The organism is Pseudomonas sp. ArH3a, assembly GCF_022648765.1.
GTDB lineage: Bacteria > Pseudomonadota > Gammaproteobacteria > Pseudomonadales > Pseudomonadaceae > Aquipseudomonas.
The window spans coordinates 2,817,842-2,833,870 of sequence record NZ_CP080330.1 but is presented as its reverse complement, the minus strand read 5'-3'; the positions used below and the strand labels follow the sequence as shown (position 1 = coordinate 2,833,870).

General features: G+C 62.3%; 15 protein-coding genes. 8 read left to right on the top strand and 7 right to left on the bottom strand.

Annotation, left to right across the window (positions count from 1 at the left end):
- The 3 genes from K0P33_RS13065 to K0P33_RS13055 are packed head-to-tail and all read left to right on the top strand — an operon-like array spanning position 1 to position 3,579.
- A complete protein-coding gene (locus K0P33_RS13065) occupies positions 1 to 1,365 on the top strand; it encodes an LLM class flavin-dependent oxidoreductase (RefSeq protein ID WP_242155578.1) in 1,365 nt (454 codons plus the stop codon).
- The gene (locus K0P33_RS13060) at positions 1,362 to 2,618 is read left to right on the top strand and encodes an acyl-CoA dehydrogenase family protein (protein ID WP_242155577.1); all 1,257 of its coding nucleotides are present in this window, start codon (positions 1,362 to 1,364) and stop codon (positions 2,616 to 2,618) included. Before K0P33_RS13065 ends, K0P33_RS13060 begins: the two co-directional genes overlap by 4 nt.
- Before the next feature lie 13 nt (positions 2,619 to 2,631).
- Entirely contained in the window at positions 2,632 to 3,579 is a 948-nt protein-coding gene (locus tag K0P33_RS13055; protein ID WP_242155575.1) for a D-isomer specific 2-hydroxyacid dehydrogenase family protein, read from the top strand.
- Positions 3,580 to 4,740: 1,161 nt separating this feature from the next.
- Here the strand turns inward: K0P33_RS13055 and K0P33_RS13050 are convergent.
- From K0P33_RS13050 to K0P33_RS13035, 4 genes are all read right to left on the bottom strand, one after another.
- Positions 4,741 to 5,628, bottom strand: coding sequence for a LysR family transcriptional regulator (locus tag K0P33_RS13050; protein ID WP_242155573.1), 888 nt, complete (start codon positions 5,626 to 5,628; stop codon positions 4,741 to 4,743).
- Between the two features lie 178 nt (positions 5,629 to 5,806).
- Positions 5,807 to 6,424, bottom strand: a complete 618-nt coding sequence (gene ycaC, locus K0P33_RS13045; RefSeq protein ID WP_242155571.1) for an isochorismate family cysteine hydrolase YcaC — start codon at positions 6,422 to 6,424, stop codon at positions 5,807 to 5,809.
- Positions 6,425 to 6,448: 24 nt separating this feature from the next.
- Positions 6,449 to 8,287 (bottom strand): amidohydrolase, encoded by a 1,839-nt coding sequence (locus K0P33_RS13040; protein WP_242155570.1) that lies wholly within the window; start codon positions 8,285 to 8,287, stop codon positions 6,449 to 6,451.
- Positions 8,284 to 8,874 (bottom strand): antibiotic biosynthesis monooxygenase, encoded by a 591-nt coding sequence (locus K0P33_RS13035; protein WP_242155569.1) that lies wholly within the window; start codon positions 8,872 to 8,874, stop codon positions 8,284 to 8,286. The genes K0P33_RS13040 and K0P33_RS13035 overlap by 4 nt, the downstream gene beginning before the upstream one ends.
- Before the next feature lie 170 nt (positions 8,875 to 9,044).
- Between K0P33_RS13035 and K0P33_RS13030 the strand changes: the two genes are divergently transcribed.
- From K0P33_RS13030 to K0P33_RS31420, 3 genes are all read left to right on the top strand, one after another.
- Positions 9,045 to 9,467: an AraC family transcriptional regulator gene (locus K0P33_RS13030; RefSeq protein WP_242155568.1), complete on the top strand. Its 423-nt coding sequence runs from the start codon at positions 9,045 to 9,047 to the stop codon at positions 9,465 to 9,467.
- Positions 9,468 to 9,559: 92 nt separating this feature from the next.
- On the top strand, positions 9,560 to 10,282 hold the full coding sequence (locus K0P33_RS13025) for a pirin family protein (protein ID WP_242155567.1): 723 nt from the start codon (positions 9,560 to 9,562) through the stop codon (positions 10,280 to 10,282).
- Positions 10,283 to 10,426: 144 nt separating this feature from the next.
- Positions 10,427 to 10,774, top strand: a complete 348-nt coding sequence (locus K0P33_RS31420) for a hypothetical protein (protein WP_094953413.1) — start codon at positions 10,427 to 10,429, stop codon at positions 10,772 to 10,774.
- Between the two features lie 63 nt (positions 10,775 to 10,837).
- Here K0P33_RS31420 and K0P33_RS13015 read toward each other — a convergent pair whose 3' ends face one another.
- Complete coding sequence (locus K0P33_RS13015) at positions 10,838 to 11,836, bottom strand: quinone oxidoreductase (protein ID WP_094953414.1); 999 nt, start codon at positions 11,834 to 11,836, stop codon at positions 10,838 to 10,840.
- A 102-nt stretch (positions 11,837 to 11,938) separates the two neighbouring features.
- Between K0P33_RS13015 and K0P33_RS13010 the strand changes: the two genes are divergently transcribed.
- A complete protein-coding gene (locus tag K0P33_RS13010) occupies positions 11,939 to 12,802 on the top strand; it encodes a LysR family transcriptional regulator (RefSeq protein ID WP_242155565.1) in 864 nt (287 codons plus the stop codon).
- A 1-nt stretch (position 12,803) separates the two neighbouring features.
- On the opposite strand, the gene K0P33_RS13005 is transcribed toward K0P33_RS13010, so the two are convergent.
- The gene (locus tag K0P33_RS13005; RefSeq protein ID WP_242155564.1) at positions 12,804 to 13,763 is read right to left on the bottom strand and encodes a GlxA family transcriptional regulator; all 960 of its coding nucleotides are present in this window, start codon (positions 13,761 to 13,763) and stop codon (positions 12,804 to 12,806) included.
- A gap of 109 nt (positions 13,764 to 13,872) precedes the next feature.
- On the opposite strand from K0P33_RS13005, the gene K0P33_RS13000 reads away from it, so the two are divergent.
- Positions 13,873 to 14,415: a thioesterase family protein gene (locus K0P33_RS13000; protein ID WP_094953417.1), complete on the top strand. Its 543-nt coding sequence runs from the start codon at positions 13,873 to 13,875 to the stop codon at positions 14,413 to 14,415.
- Between the two features lie 188 nt (positions 14,416 to 14,603).
- On the opposite strand, the gene K0P33_RS12995 is transcribed toward K0P33_RS13000, so the two are convergent.
- The gene (locus K0P33_RS12995; protein ID WP_094953418.1) at positions 14,604 to 15,935 is read right to left on the bottom strand and encodes an LLM class flavin-dependent oxidoreductase; all 1,332 of its coding nucleotides are present in this window, start codon (positions 15,933 to 15,935) and stop codon (positions 14,604 to 14,606) included.
- Between the last annotated feature and the right edge of the window lie 94 nt (positions 15,936 to 16,029).

The following is a 16,029-nucleotide window of genomic DNA, read 5'->3' as shown; positions in this document are numbered from 1 at the left end:
ATGAGCAAGCCAGGTCAATTGCAGCCACGCCATTTGAAGCTAGGCGCCATGGTTCACGGCGTTGGGCACGGCTGGGGCGAATGGCGCCACCCGCAAGCGCAACCGAATGCCAGCACGAATTTTGGGTTTTACAAGCAGCAGACTGAGCTGGCCGAAGGCGCCAAGTTCGACTTCGTATTCATCGCCGACAGCCTGCACATCCACGCCAAATCCAGCCCACATTACCTCAACCGTTTTGAGCCACTGACGATCCTCTCGGCCCTGGCCGCGCTGACCACGCATATCGGCCTGGTCGCCACGGTCACCGTCAGCTACAGCGAGCCCTACCAGGTGGCGCGTCAGTTTGCCTCCCTGGACCATATCAGCGGCGGCCGCGCCGGTTGGAACGTGGTCACCTCCTGGCTCAGCGGCACCGCCGATAACTTCGGCAAGGCCGAGCACCCACCGCACGCGGTGCGCTACCGCATCGCCAAAGAACACCTCAACGTGGTCAAGGGCCTGTGGGATTCCTGGGAAGACGACGCCTTTGCCTACAACAAGCAAAGCGGCGAGTTTTTCAGCCCCAGCAAACTGCATGCGCTGAACCACAAAGGCGAGTTCTTCTCGGTCAAAGGCCCGTTGAACATCGCCCGCTCGCGCCAGGGCCAGCCGGCGATTTTCCAGGCGGGTACTTCTGAGGATGGGCGCAACTTCGCGGCGGAAAACGCCGACGCGATTTTCGTGCACGTCGAGACCATTGAAGAAGCCAAAGCCTACAGCGCCGACTTGAGGCGTCGCGCCCAGGGCTTTGGTCGCGACTCCAACAGCCTGTCGATCCTGCCAGGCATCCGCCCGATTGTCGGGCGCGATGCCGCTGAGGTGGAAAGCCGCTATCAGCAGGCCGTGGCACTGGTCACCGTGGAAGACGCGATTGTCGCCCTCGGCCGCCCGTTCAATGACCATGACTTCAGCAAATACCCGCTGGACGAACCCTTCCCGGAACTCGGCAACCTGGGCGCCAACAGCCAGAAAGGCGGCTCCGAGCGCATCAAGCAACTGGCCAAGGACGAAGGCCTGACCCTGCGCGAAGTGGCGCTGCGTTTCTCGCAGCCCAAACGTGATTTTGTCGGCACTGCCGAGCAAGTCGCTGATGCGATCCAGACGTGGTTCGAGACCGGTGCCAGCGATGGTTTCATCATCAACTCGGTGCTGCCGGATGGCTTGCAGTACTTCACCGAACTGGTGGTGCCGGTGCTGCAGCAGCGCGGGCTGTTTCGCACCGAGTACAGCGGCCACACGCTGCGCGACAACCTGGGCCTGGACGTGCCGGCCAACCGCTACAGCGTGGCCGCTGAGGTCGAAGAGCAGCAGGAAGTGCTGGCATGAGCAAACATCTGAACCGACTCGCGAATGTGGGCGCTGGCTTGCCTGCGATAGCGGTCTCTGGGCATACGTTGCAGGTGGCTGACCCACCGCCATCGCAGGCAAGCCGGCTCCCACAAGGATCGGCGCATTTCGACGCCCTGCTCGACCGCCTCAGCGCCGAGCTGGCGAACACCGCGCACCTGTACGACGAAAGCGGTGCCTTCCCCCATGACAATTTCAAACGCCTGCATGACCAGGGCTTGGTCGCCCTCACCGTGCCCAAGGCCCTGGGCGGCGGCGGTGCCAGCTTGCCCCTGGCGCGCAAGGCGATCAGCGCGATTGCCAAGGGCGAGCCTTCCACCGCGCTGATCCTAGTGATGCAGTACCTGCAACACACGCGCCTGCAAGACAGCAAGACCTGGCCTGAGCACCTGCGCGTGCAAGTCGCCGAAGACGCGGTGCGCAACGGTACGCTGATCAACGCCTTGCGCGTCGAGCCCGACCTCGGTACCCCGGCGCGTGGCGGCCTGCCGGCGACCACAGCCGTGCGCACCGCCGAAGGCTGGCGCATCAGCGGGCGCAAGATCTACTCCACCGGCAGCCATGGCCTGAGCTGGTTTAGCGTGTGGGCGCGCAGTGATGACGCCGACCCGCTGGTAGGCGCCTGGCTGGTGCCGAAAAACAGCCCCGGCGTGAGCATCATCGACACCTGGGACCACCTGGGCATGCGCGCCACCTGCAGCCATGAAGTGGTGCTCGACAACGTGCTGGTGCCGCTGGACCACGCCGTCAGCGTCAGCCCCTGGAGCGCACCGCAGCCGGAGCTGGATGGCGATGGATTCCTGTGGATGTCGGTGTTGCTGTCCTCGGTGTACGACGCCGTAGCCCAAGCCGCACGGGACTGGCTGGTGCAGTGGCTGGAAGAACGCACGCCGTCTAATCTCGGCGCCGCGTTGTCGACCTTGCCGCGTTTTCAGGAGACCGTCGGCCATATCGACACCTTACTGTTTGCCAACCGCAGCCTGCTCGATGCCGCCGCCGAGGGCCACACGCCGGCGGCCAATGCGGCGCAGCTTAAATACCTGGTGACCGGCAATGCGATCCGCGCCGTTGAGTTGGCCATTGAAGCCTCGGGCAACCCTGGCCTGTCGCGCCACAGCCCGCTGCAACGCCATTACCGCGACGTGCTGTGCAGTCGCGTGCATACGCCACAAAACGACGCCGTGCTGCAAGGTGTCGGCAGAGCTGTCTTCGCCCAACGTGGCCCAAAATGAATAAGGAACGCACATGAGTCAGGTGATTATTGCCAGCCAGTTGGACGAAGATTACAACGCGTTGCTCCGCGAACGCCTCGCTTCCATCCACCCCGAAGCCCAGGTGATCGGCGTGCCGGTCGGCGTGCCCAGCGACCTGCCGCCCCAGGCCAATATCCTATTGCTGCGCCCGATCAACGTGCGCGGCTACACCGCACCGGACACCCCGCCGCCGGGCTGGCCATATGGCGCGCAGTGGGTGCACTTGGTGTCGTCGGGCATCGACTTCTACCCACAGTGGCTGTTCAACGGCCCACCCGTGACCACCTCGCGGGGCGCGGCCGCCGATAACCTCGCCGAGTTCGCCCTGGCGGCGATCTTTGCCGCGTCCAAGCACTTGCCGGCTATTTGGGTGAAGGATGCGCAGTGGAATTTCACCGCTTTGCGCCCGCTCAAGGGCACCACCTTGGGTATTCTCGGCTTTGGCGCCATCGGTAAAAGCCTTGCGCAGAAGGCCTTGGCACTGGGAATCAAGGTGGTTGCGCTGCGCCAGAGCCAGGCACCTTTTGCAGTGGACGGCGTAGACGCCGCGCGGGATATCCACGACCTGTTTGCCCGTGCTGACCACCTGGTGCTGGCGGCGCCGCTGACCGAGGCCACGCGACATATCGTCAACCGCGACGTACTCGGCAGCGCCAAGCCGGGGCTGCACCTGATCAACATCGCGCGCGGTGGTTTGCTGGACCAGGAGGCGTTGCTGGAGGCGCTGGACAACGGGCAGATCGGGCTGGCTTCGCTGGACGTGACGGAGCCGGAACCCTTGCCGGATGGGCACCCGTTGTACAGCCATGCGCGGGTGAGGTTGTCGCCGCATACCTCGGCGATTTCGACCAACAGCAAAGAGGAGATTGCCGATACGTTCCTGGCGAATCTGGAGCGGTATGTGAGCGGTTCGCAGTTGGCCAATCTCGCTAACCTTTGAGCCGAACCTCAATTAAAATGTGGGAGCTGGATTGCCTGCGATAGCCATAGGTATTTACGCATCTTTTTATGGGTTGAATTCTTTGGTTGTCGCGGGGGGCGCTGGGTGCATATCCGTTATTTGGGTAACGGCGGCTATGGGTTCCGCTCTTACAGCGGGTCACTTTTGGAAAAGAGCCCCAAAAGTAACCAAAAGGGCTCTTGCCCCACCACTCGGCACCTCGCCTAGGCTCGGTGTGCCCTCACTCCGGCTTTGGAGCGGGGGCCGCCGCCATGGGCCATCCTTGGCCCATCGCGGCTAAACCGGCGTCCTGCCGGTTTACCCCCGCTCCAAAGCCTGCGTTCGGCCAGCGTGGTTTAACGGGGCGCCTAAGATCAAGATCAAAAGCAAAAGCAAAAGCACGGCGGCCTAGTAGCCGACCTGAGTGGTTAGATCAACAGCAAAACCGAGGCGGCCTGACAGCCGACCTGATATTTGAAACTGAACTCAATCTAATGTGGGAGCTGGCTTGCCTGCGATGCAGACACCTCGGTCCATCAAGTACACCGAGTTGATGCCATCGCAGGCAAGCCAGCTCCCACAGAAAAGCAGAGCACTGCGGTGCTGGCAGCTAAACTCGCTCCCACATTGGGATCTCAGTACATCAGGCAGAGAGTGTACTGCCGTGCTTTTGCCTTGCTTTTGCTTCAACCACTCAGGTCGGCTACTAGGCCGCCGTGCTCTTGCTTTTGATCTTGATCTTAGGCGCCCCGTTAAACCACGATGGCCGAACGCAGGCTTGAATCCGTGGGTAACCCGGCAGGACGCCGGGTTAGCCGCGATGGGCCAAGGATGGCCCATGGCGGCGGCCCACGGATTCAAGCCGGAGTGAGGGCATGCCGAGCCTAGGCGAGGCACCGAGTGGTGGGGCAAGAGCCCTTTTGGTTACTTTTGGGGCTCTTTTCCAAAAGTGACCCGCCGTAAGGGCGGAACCAATAGCCGCCGTTACCGCAGCAACGGATATGTACTCATATCTACCTAAAAACCCCGTCAAAAGCTTAGCGCAACACAAAAACTTGCGTAGATACCTATGCTGCGAGCGGTGGGTCAACTGAGACTATGCCAACTGACTTACCGCTATCGCAGGCAAGCCAGCTCCCACAGTTGTTTTGTGTCAGTGAATTAGCAGCCGCCAGCCAGGCGTTCACGCAAGAACTCCACCAGCGCCTGCACCGGCCTCGAGCTTTGCCGGTGCTGCGGGTAAACGGCCGACAGGGTCAGGGCTTCGGGGGCGAAGTCTTCCAGAAGCGTGACCAAACGCCCATCCTTCAAGGCGTCAGCAACGATGAACGTCGGCAAGTAGGTGACGCCCAGGCCGGCAATGGCCGTGTCGCGCAACAGCTCGCCGTTATTCACACGCATGCGCCCGCTGACATTCACCGATTGCAGCTTGCCCTTGGTCTGGAACCGCCATTGCACCTGGCGGCCGTGGCCGTAGGGCAGGCAGTCGTGGGCGGCCAGATCTTCGGGTTTGAGCGGCGTGCCGCGCAAGGCCAGGTACTCGGGGCTGGCGCAGTACACCCGCTGCACGCTGGCGATGCGCCGGGCGATCAGGGTGGAGTCTTCGAGGGTCCCGATGCGCAGCACCAGGTCGTAACCCTCGCCGATCAGGTCCACGGGGCGGTCGCTGAGATCGACTTCCACCGACACATGCGGGTGGCGCTGCAGGAATGACGGCAACAGGCAGCCCAGGTGAGCCATGGCAAACGACAACGGCGCGCTGAGGCGAAGGGTGCCACGCGGCTCGCTGTTCTGGCCGGCGATGCCCTGCTCCACTTGCTCGACTTCACTGAGCAGGCGCAAGGCCGATTCGTAGTAACTCTGGCCGAGTGGCGTGACGTCCAGGCGACGCGTGGAGCGGTTGAGCAGGCGCACGCCGAGGCGGTCTTCCAGCTGGATCAGGCGGCGGCTGACAAATTGCTTGGACAGGCCCAGTTGCTCGGCGGCGGCGGTGAAGCTGCCGGACTCCATGACCTGGCAGAACAGGCGCATGTCTTCGAAAGGGTTCATTGTCGCTTCTCGGTGGACATTTTGCTGATTTATAACCGGTCAGTCATAGCACCACAAATCAAATGTGGGAGCTGGCTTGCCTGCGATGGCGCAGTGTCAAACAACAGTGATGTCGACTGACACTGCGCCATCGCGGGCAAGCCCGACTCCCACAGGGTTCGGTGCCCTACCTGTCGAGTTACTTGGCCGTAAACGCCGAGTAGCTGTTCATGAGGTTGCGGTAGTTGGGAATGCGCGGTGACAGCAGGTTGGCCAGGCCTTCCATGTCGTTGCGCCAGTCGACTTGCAACTCGCAAGCCACCGAAAACCAGTTCACCAAGTGTGCACCGGCCGCGCTCATGCGCGCCCACGACGCACGTTGCACGGCTTCGTTGAAGGTGCCGGAGGCGTCAGTCACCACGAACACTTCAAAACCTTCCGCCAACGCGGCCAGAGTTGGGAAGGTCACGCAAACATCGGTGACCACACCGGCAATCACCAATTGCTTCCGCCCGGTGGCTTTCACTGCCTTGACGAAATCTTCGTTGTCCCAGGCATTGATCTGGCCAGGACGCGGGATGTACGGCGCGTCCGGGAACAGCTCTTTCAGTTCCGGCACCAGCGGGCCGTTGGGGCCGGTTTCAAAACTGGTGGTGAGAATGGTCGGCAGCTTGAAGAACTTGGCCACGTCGGCCAGGGCCAGCACGTTGTTCTTGAATTCGTTGGGCGAGAAATCCTGCACCAGGGAAATCAGGCCGGTCTGGTGATCCACCAACAGCACCACGGCGTCGTCTTTGTTCAAGCGTTTGTAAGTCATGGGTCAGCTCCTTTGGGGGGTTAATCAGAAGGCAAAGCACGAGCAGCCAAACGCTCCCCAGAAACCCTGGAAGTCGCTGACCGGCGCGCTGGAAAGGCGCGCCTTCTCGTGGCTATGGGCATGCACGCCACACGGGCCGCTGCATTGATGGACTTGGGCTTGCAACGGCGAGCTTGGGCGCCAGTGGCCCGGCACCTTGACCACCGGCGACCAGTCCGGCAGCACCGGCACGCACGGTGGTGCTAAACCTTCGAAGTCGCCGGCGCCGTACACCACCTTGCCGCCGACCACGGTCAGCACCGATTCGATCCACTTGATGGCCTCTTCATCGACACTGAAAAAGTCCGCCGAGAGTGCGGCGACGTCCGCCAACTGGCCGACCTTGATCTGGCCCTTCTTGCCCTGCTCCGAGGAGAACCAGGCACTGCCGTGGGTGAACAGCTCCAGCGCGGTGAGGCGCGGCAGGCCTTCGGCGTGCAGTTCCAGGCCGCCGACGGTGCGGCCGCTGACCATCCAATACAGCGAGGTCCACGGGTTGTAGCTCGATACCCGCGTGGCATCGGTGCCCGCCCCGACCGGCACGCCTTCGGCCAGCATGCGCTTGATCGGTGGCGTGGCCTCGGCAGCCTTGGCGCCGTAGCGCCCGACAAAGTATTCACCCTGGAACGCCATGCGGTCCTGGATCGCAATCCCACCGCCCAGGGCGCGCACGCGCTCGATGTTATGGGGCGTGATGGTTTCGGCGTGGTCGAAAAACCACGGCAGGCCATTGAACGGAATATCGCGATTAACCTTCTCGAACACGTCGAGCATGCGTGAGATGGATTCGTTGTACGTAGCGTGCAGGCGGAACGGCCAGCGCTGCTCCACCAAGTGGCGCACCACCGGCTCCAGCTCCTGCTCCAGGGTCAGCGGCAGGTCGGGACGTGGTTCGAGGAAGTCTTCGAAGTCCGCCGCCGAAAACACCAGCATCTCGCCAGCGCCGTTGTGGCGCAGGTAGTCATCGCCCTGGTGCAGGGTGACGCTGCCGGTCCAGTGCTTGAAATCGCTGAGTTCTTCCTTGGGCTTCTGGGTGAACAGGTTGTAGGCGATGCGCACCGTCAGCTGTTCGTCTTTGGCCAGTTGCTCGATCACCGCATAGTCATCGGGATAATTCTGGAAACCACCGCCGGCATCGATGGCACTGGTAAGGCCCAGGCGATTGAGTTCACGCATGAACTGGCGGGTTGAGTTGACCTGATAGTCCAAGGGCAATTTCGGGCCTTTGGCCAAGGTTGCATAGAGGATCATCGCATTAGGCCGCGCCACCAGCATGCCGGTGGGGTTGCCGTGGCTGTCGCGCACGATCTCGCCGCCTGGCGGGTTCGGCGTGTCCTTGGTATAGCCGGCCACACGCAGGGCGGCGCGGTTGAGCAAGGCGCGGTCGTACAGGTGCAACACGAACACCGGCGTGTCCGGCGCGGCCTGGTTCAACTCTTCCAGGGTCGGCATGCGCTTTTCGGCGAACTGGAATTCGTTCCAGCCACCGACCACGCGCACCCATTGTGGCGTCGGCGTTCGGTCGGCCTGCTCCTTGAGCATGCGCAACGCGTCGGCCAGGGACGGCACGCCCTCCCAGCGCAGTTCGAGGTTGTAGTTCAGCCCGCCACGGATCAGGTGCAGGTGTGAGTCGTTGAGGCCGGGGATCACGGTGCGGCCTTTGAGGTCGATGACCTGGGTGCCATTGCCCCGCAAGGCCATGGCCTCGCCGTCCGTGCCGACCGCCACAAAACGGCCCTGATGGATGGCGACGGCGGTGGCGCGCGGGTTTTCACGGTTCACGGTGTGGAACTGACCATTGAACAGAATCAGATCGGCGCTCATAGGGTTTCCTTGACAGAGGCTTCAAGCCAGGGGGCGAACAGGCGAGTGGCGGCCGGCATCAGCAGGTAGACCACCAGCAGTACGATGGTCAGGGTGACCAGAAAGGTCGCGACCACGTAGTTGGAGAGGAACGGATGCAGGCGCAGCACCGGGCCCCAGATGATCGGGATCAACAGGGTCAGCGGCAGGATGACAAACAGGGTCACCACTGCCTGTTTCCAGCGTGGCGGCTTGGCGGCGGCATCGGCCAGCGGCGCAAACCAGAACTCGTTGACCGCGCCGACTTCGGTCTGGTCGCCGTCGGCGAGCATCGGCGTTGCCTCGTTGATGAGGTCCAGGCGCTGCGGCGAGTTCAGCCAAGCTTTGAGGTCATCGGCCGAGCGATAGCGCAGTACGCACGTGAACAGCGCCAGCCCGCCTTGCTTGCTGCGTACCACGTCGACGCCGAGGTGGCCCGGGCGCTCACCGGCAATGCGCACGATGCGCCGCAGCCAAGCTTCGTAGTCGGCTTCAAACCCCGGTTTTATGCGGTGCTTGACCACCAGGGTCACGACCTCGTCCGGCCCGCCTTGCGCTGTTGAGTCCATCGTGCCCTTCCCCTGGATGCGTGAGCGTTCGCGCTAGTGTGCGACGGCCCGATTCAGAAAAATTGCATGTATGTGCTCAGCACAAGAGATGCCGACAGCGGTCTACACTGGGCTTTCATTCACCGGTAAGGTGGGTGAAAACCAGCGCCCATCGACCACGGATATCGATCATGGCTCAACCAGCAGCTGCAACCGGAACGCTGTGTGCCCAGCGGGAACAACGGGTCAAGCAATTGATTCTCGCCAACCTTGCCCAACCCCTGGAAGTGACGGAACTGGCGCGCGCCTGTGAGCTGTCGCGCAGCCATTTCTCCCGGGCGTTCAAACGCACCACCGGTGTGGCGCCCCAGGAATGGATTCGCCAACAACGCATCAAGCAGGCCAAGCTGCTGATCATCGGCTCCGCCCTGAGCCTGACGCAAATCAGCCAAGAATGCGGGTTCTGCGACCAGGCGCACTTTTGCCACCTGTTCAGCCGCAGCGAAGGCGTGAACCCGCTGACCTGGCGCAAGCTGCAACTGCGCTATCGCCATCACCTCAGGACGGCACAGCTGGCTATTGTCAACCCTATAGAGACAGTCATTCAGACTTAAGCTTCTTAATCAACCTTTCGATAACCAGTAATCTTCTCCTCACACCGAAGCCCTGCATCTCGCAGCAACGCTTCCCTTGAGGAGAACATCCCATGCTGACCCTTCGCAAAGCCTCGGAACGCGGCGCCGCCAATCACGGTTGGTTGAAGTCGTTCCACACCTTCTCGTTCGCCAGTTACTGGAACCCCAAGGAACAGGGGTTTTCCGACCTGTTGGTGATCAACGATGACCGCGTCGCGGCCGGTAAAGGCTTCGGCCAGCACCCGCACCGTGACATGGAGATTTTCTCCTATGTGCTCGACGGCGCCCTGGAACACAAGGACACCCTGGGCACCGGTTCGGTGATTCGCCCCGGCGATGTACAACTGATGAGCGCCGGCAGCGGCGTGGCCCACAGCGAGTTCAACCACAGCCAGAGCCTGGGCGTGCACTTCCTGCAAATCTGGATTGTGCCGAATGTGGTCGGCGCCGAGCCACGCTATCAGCAGGAGCACTTCAGCGCGGCGCAGAAACGTGGGCGCTTGCAGTTGATCATCTCGCCGGACGGCGCCGAAGGCTCACTGAGTGTTCGCCAGGATGCACGGGTGTATGCCGGGCTGTTCAACGGCGACGAAACCGCGACCCTGGACCTGCCGCCCGACCGCCACGTGTACATCCACGTGGCCCGGGGCAGCGTTGAAGTCAACGGCCAGCGCTTGCAGGAAGGCGACGGCGCCCGGGTGCGCAATGAACGGCAGATCCGCCTGAGCCATGGCGAGAATGCCGAGGTGCTGGTATTCGACCTGCGCCCTCAGGAACTGCCGCAGATGCCATGACCGTCGCCACGATAGCCCTCAAAACGGGCTATCGCTGGCATCGATAGTCACCATCAGCGCAATGAAGTTCTCTTAAAAAATCCAACGCGTACCATCAAACCCATGCCAAACGGCACCCCACTAGAACACTCGGAGCACACCACCATGAAACGCCAACTCTTGCTTAGCCTCGCTTTCTCGGTACTTGCTGCAAACGCTTTTGCTCACCCGGTTGTCGCTGAAGGCGGCGCGGATCGCCTGCAAGGTAACCACGTAGCAGAAGGTGGTTCTGACCGTCTGCTGGAACGTCGTGTTGCTGAAGGTGGCGCTGATCGTCTGCAGGAACGTGGCCTGGCTGAAGGTGGCGCTGATCGCCTGCAGGAACGTGGCCTGGCTGAAGGCGGTGCTGATCGCCTGCAAGAACGTGGTCTGGCTGAAGGCGGTGCCGATCGTCTGCAAGAACGTGGCCTGGCCGAAGGCGGTGCGGATCGTCTGCAAGGCAACAACGCATAACCCCGCCATGTTCGCGGGGCACCCCAAACCGGCCTGATCAGCCGGTTTTTTTTCGTCCAGGATTCAGCGCAGGTCGCGGTCTACCCACAGCACTGCCTTGCCGATCTGTTGCCGCGCTTCGATGCGCGCATGGACATGCTGCACCGTCTCCAGGGTGTAATGGCCCTCGATCGCGACGCTCAGTGATCCCTCCAGCATCGCCGCGAATACCGCATTGGCGCGCCGTTGCACAGTTGCGCCATCGATCATGTGATCGGCCAGCCGGGGCCGGGTTAGAAACAATGAACCCGCCTCGCCCAACTCAATCGGGTCCAGGTCGGTCAGCGAGCCGGACACGTTGCCGTAATTAACGATCAACCCACGTGTGCGACAGGCGCGCAAACTTTCGCGCAAGGTGTTCTTACCCAGCGAATCAAACACCACGTCCACCCCTTGCCCGCCTGTGGCTTGCAGGACCTGATCGGCAAACCGGTCATACGTCCAGGCCTGGTGTGCACCGCGCTGCAGGGCAATCGCACATTTCTCCTCGGTACTGCCGGTGGTAAACACCGTGGCCCCCAACCGCCGCGCCATTTGCACCAGTAATTGCCCAATGCTGCCGGACGCTGCGTGCACCAGGCAGGTGCTGCCCGCGTGCAACCGGGCCACGTCGTCAATCAGGTAGTGCGCCGTGCAGCCCTGGAACATCGCCGCAGCGGCTTGATCGAAGCTGATCTCGCTGGGAATCTGCGCAATTTTGTCGGCGGGCACATTGGCGTACTCGGCATAGGCGCCCCAGGCAATGCACCAGGCCACGCGGTCGCCGACGGCCAGATGGCTCACGCCCGGGCCGACTTCCACCACCACACCGGCGCCTTCCATGCCCAAGGTGCACGGCAGGCGCACCGGGTACGTCGCCGAGTTGGCGTACTTGCCTTGGCGCGTATGAATGTCCATGAAATTGATCCCGGCGCAGGCCACTTTGACCAACACATGCCCCGCCGTGACCTGGGGTTTGGCAACGTCGTGGCGCAATTGGGAGACTTCGGGACCGCCGTAGGCTTGCAGGGTAATGGCTTTCATCGGGGAACAACTCCGTTTGCACTGGGAAGCAGCCATGGTAAAAGGACTTCTTCGGTTGGAAAATTCCCGAATACCTCCCAGGCTCTGTGCGGAAATAACCCGATGTTCGATTGGCAGGATCTGTATTACTTCACCGTTTTGGCCCGCACCCAGTCGCTGTCGGCGGCCGCTCGCGAGTTGCAGGTGGAACACGCCACCGTCGGGCGGCGGGTCGACGCACTGGAAAAGGCCTTGGGCGTGAAGCTCGTCGACCGCCTGCCACGCAGCCGGCCGCTCACCGCCCAAGGCCTGGCGCTGGCCCAAGTCGCGGCAGGCATGGGCGAGATGGCCACCGAGGTGCTGCGCCTGTCACGGGTCGCCTCCATCGAACTGGCCGGCACGGTGCGGGTCAGTTGCCCGCCGTCCATCGCCAACCACTGCATCGCGCCCCACGTCGCCAGGCTGCGCGCCGACTACCCGCAGTTGAACCTGGTGCTAATGCCCTCCACGCAACTGGCCGCGCTGGACAAGGGCGAAGCCGATATCGCCTTGCGCACCGTGCGCCCCGACGAAGAGGCACTGGTGCGCCGCAAAGTCGGCGTGGTGCGCTTCGGTCTGTATGCCGCGCCGGCATTCAACCCGCTGCCTGCCAGCCAATGGACATTCATCGCCTACGACAACAGCCGCGATCACCTGCCGCAACAGGCGTGGCTGCACCAACTGCGCGGCCAACGCCCGATCGTGTTTGCCGCCAGCGACCTGATCACCCAGCAAATGGCCGCCCGCGCGCATGTCGGCGCGGTGGTATTGCCAACGCTGGTAGGCGATCACGACCCGTTGCTGGCCCGATTGCCTACGGCCAGCGACGGGCCGATGCGCGATATCTGGCTGACGGTGTACCCCGATATACGCCGCTCGCCATCGGTGAAAGTGGTGATGGAGTTTCTGGTGGCGTGCATCGAAGGTGAGGCGCAGTTGCGGCGTTGAATCAGTACGACGTGGCGAGGAATTTCTTGCGATACGCCGCCGGCAGCATCCCTACGCGCTGTTGGAACAGGCGGCGAAACGAATTGCTGTCTTCATACCCGACCGCATAGGTGATGCTTTCAAGGGTCATGCGCGTCGACTCGAGCATCTGCTTGGCGCGCTCCAGGCGCAGGGTTTGCACATAGGCGATTGGCGTGTAGCCAGTCGCCTCCTTGAACCGCCGCTTGAAATTGCGTACGCCAAAACCAAAACGCCGGGCCACATCATCAATCACCAGCGCTTGGGCAAACTGCTGCTCCAGCCAATGCTGCACCCGTAGGATCTCACCGTCGCCATGGCTCTTGGGCAACGACCACATGGCGTACACCGACTGCTCGGTACGCACGTTGTCGATCAACAAATATTTGCCACAGGTATGCGCCAGCTCCGGTGAACCGAAGCGGCGGATCAGGTGCAGCATCAGGTCCATCGCCGCACTGGCGCCACCGCACGTAATCACACGGTTTTCTTCGCAGAGAATCTGCGCGTCTTCCAGGACCACGTCTGCGTAACGCCGTCGGAACAACTCAGCAAACGCCCAGTGGGTGGTGGCGCGCAGGCCGCGCAACAGGCCGCTCTCCGCCAGCAAAAACGCCGCCGTGCACATCGACGCCAACACAGCTCCCTGAGCATGCTGCTCGCGCAACCAAGGCGCGTATGCGGGAAAAGTCGGCAAAGCTTGTTTGAGGGTAAACAGAAAGCCGGGGACCAGGATCAAGTCGGTCTGGCGGACCTGCGCGGTCGAGCACGCTACCTGCAAGCGCTGCCCGCCCCAAGCGTCTACGGCCTGGCCGTCGAGGGACGCGACCACGATTTCAAACTGAGGCGTGTCAGCAAACAGGTTGGCAGCGCTGAGCATCTCCAGCGCCAGGGTGGCGCTGGCGGCAGAACAATGATCGACCAGGAGCAAGGTAATGTGCATAAAGGAGCGCCCCTTTGCGCTTTTCGCATGTAATAAGTCATTTGCGCACCTACCTTAGCCGATTCCACGCCCTTACAGTGCTGCCACTGATCAACTGCCTGGCGCGTTTATGAATCTCTGGTTTCGATTGCTGTTCATGCTGTCCCGTCGCCCCTGGCGCAAGCCCGCCCATGGCCTGGACACCACCGTGGTGCGCATGCGGGTGTGGCCGCTGGACCTGGATATCAACCGGCATGTCACCAACGGCCGGTATTTCTCGCTGGCGGACGTTGCGCGGATGGATTTTGTACTGCGCACCGGCGCGTTTCGCGTGGCCCTGCGCAATAAGGCACTGCCGATCGTGGGCGATACCTGGGGCAAGTTTCGCCGCGAGCTGAAGCTGTTCGAAGCGTTTGAGGTACACACCCGCATGCTTGGCTGGGACCACAAGTGGAGCCTGATGGAGCACCGTTTCGTCAGCAAAGGCCGGGTGGTTGGGGTGGTGGTGATGCGCGGGCTGTTTCGTTCAGCCAAAGGCACCCTACCCCCAGCAGATTTTGTGCGGGAGCTGGGCTTGGTCGAGGCGTCACCGGCTATGCCGCAGTGGCTCAGCGACTGGGCAAAGAGCTGTGATGATATGAGTGTGCAGTTGCGGGAAGAGGAGCAGGTTTGAAGTCAAGGCGCTGACGCGGACTGCCCGGCACTGACCGGCTCCAACCCATCTGAGCGGCGAAGCGGCTCCAATAGAGGCCACTGCGCGCTTACTCATAGAGCGCGGTGTCAGGCTTTAGGGCCGCTTCGCGCCCCAACGCGGGGCAAGCCCGCTCGCCACAACTGCCCCGCTTGCGACAAAGAGGGGTTTCAGGCCTGCAGATCGGCCAGCCCCAGATGCTCGCGCAGCGTCGAGCCTTCATACGCGGTGCGAAACAACCCTTTGCGCTGCAAATGCGGAATCACACTTTCGACAAATTCGGTAAACGACCCCGGCAAATAGCCCGGTGAAATCACAAACCCATCGCACCCGCCCTGCTCGAACAGCTGCGCCAACTGGTCGGCGATCTGCGCCCCGGTGCCCACCAGTTGTGGCACGCGCACGCTGCTGGCGAACAGTCGGCCAAGTTGTTCCAGAGTGGTTTGCGGGCCTTGCATCAGCAGTTTTTCGGCAGCCGCCGCATGGATCAGCGGCGACTGGGCGATCTGGGCCAAGGTGGCCGACAGCGGGAATGGCGACAGGTCCACATTGAGTTGCGAAGCCAGTGTGACCAGCCCCAACTCGGGCCGCGCGAGGGCGTTGTGCTGGTCGCGCTTGGCCCGCGCTTCGGCCTCGCTGCCGCCAATAAACGGCATCACCGCCGTCAGCACCTTGCAGCTGTCGGCATCGCGCCCTTGCTGCACCACTTGGGCGCGCACGTCATCGCGAAAGGCGCGCATGGCCGCCAAGTGCGGGTGAATGGTGAAAATCGCTTCGGCCCAGCGCGCACCAAACCGCCGACCGCGCCCGGACGAACCCGCCTGGATCAGCACCGGCCGGCCCTGGGGCGTGCGCGGAATATTCAGCGGCCCTTCAACCTTGAACCACTCGCCGTGGTGCTGCACCGACGTAATCAACGCCGGGTCGGCGAGCACGCCACGCTCGCGGTCCAGCTTGAGCGCGTCCTTGCCCCAGCTGTTCCAGAGTTTCAGCGCGACGTCCACAAACTCATCAGCGCGGTCGTAGCGCAGGTCGTGTTCCAGGTGCTTGTCCTTACCGAACAGGCGCCCTTCGCTGTCGTTCATCGAGGTGACGATGTTCCATGCCGCGCGGCCCTTGGACAGGTGGTCGAGGGTGGCAAACTCGCGGGCGATATGTGCCGGTTCGTAGTAGGTGGTGGAGCGCGTCGCGCCCAGGCCCAGCTTGCGGGTCTGGCCTACCAGATAAGACAGAATCGGTAACGGGTCCAGGCGCGTGGCGTCCTGGGCGCCGTAGCGCAAGGCGAACTCACGGGAGCCGCCCATTTGGTCGCCGACGGCCAGGCGGTCGGCGAAGAACAGGAAGTCGAACAGGCCCTCTTCCACCACCTTGGCGATGCGTGAGTAGTAGTCGGGGTCGAGGTAATTGCCCACGGTTTCAGGGTGGCGCCACACGGCGTGGCTGTGCACCACGGGGCCGCTCAACAGGAACGCCGATAGGTGGATTTGGCGGCTCGTGGTCATGGAAGGCCTTAGCAGGGAGACTTAAAAGATTCAGCCTTAAACGTTATATTGATATTTAGGCATTATGAAAGAACGATATAATTCTATGGATATG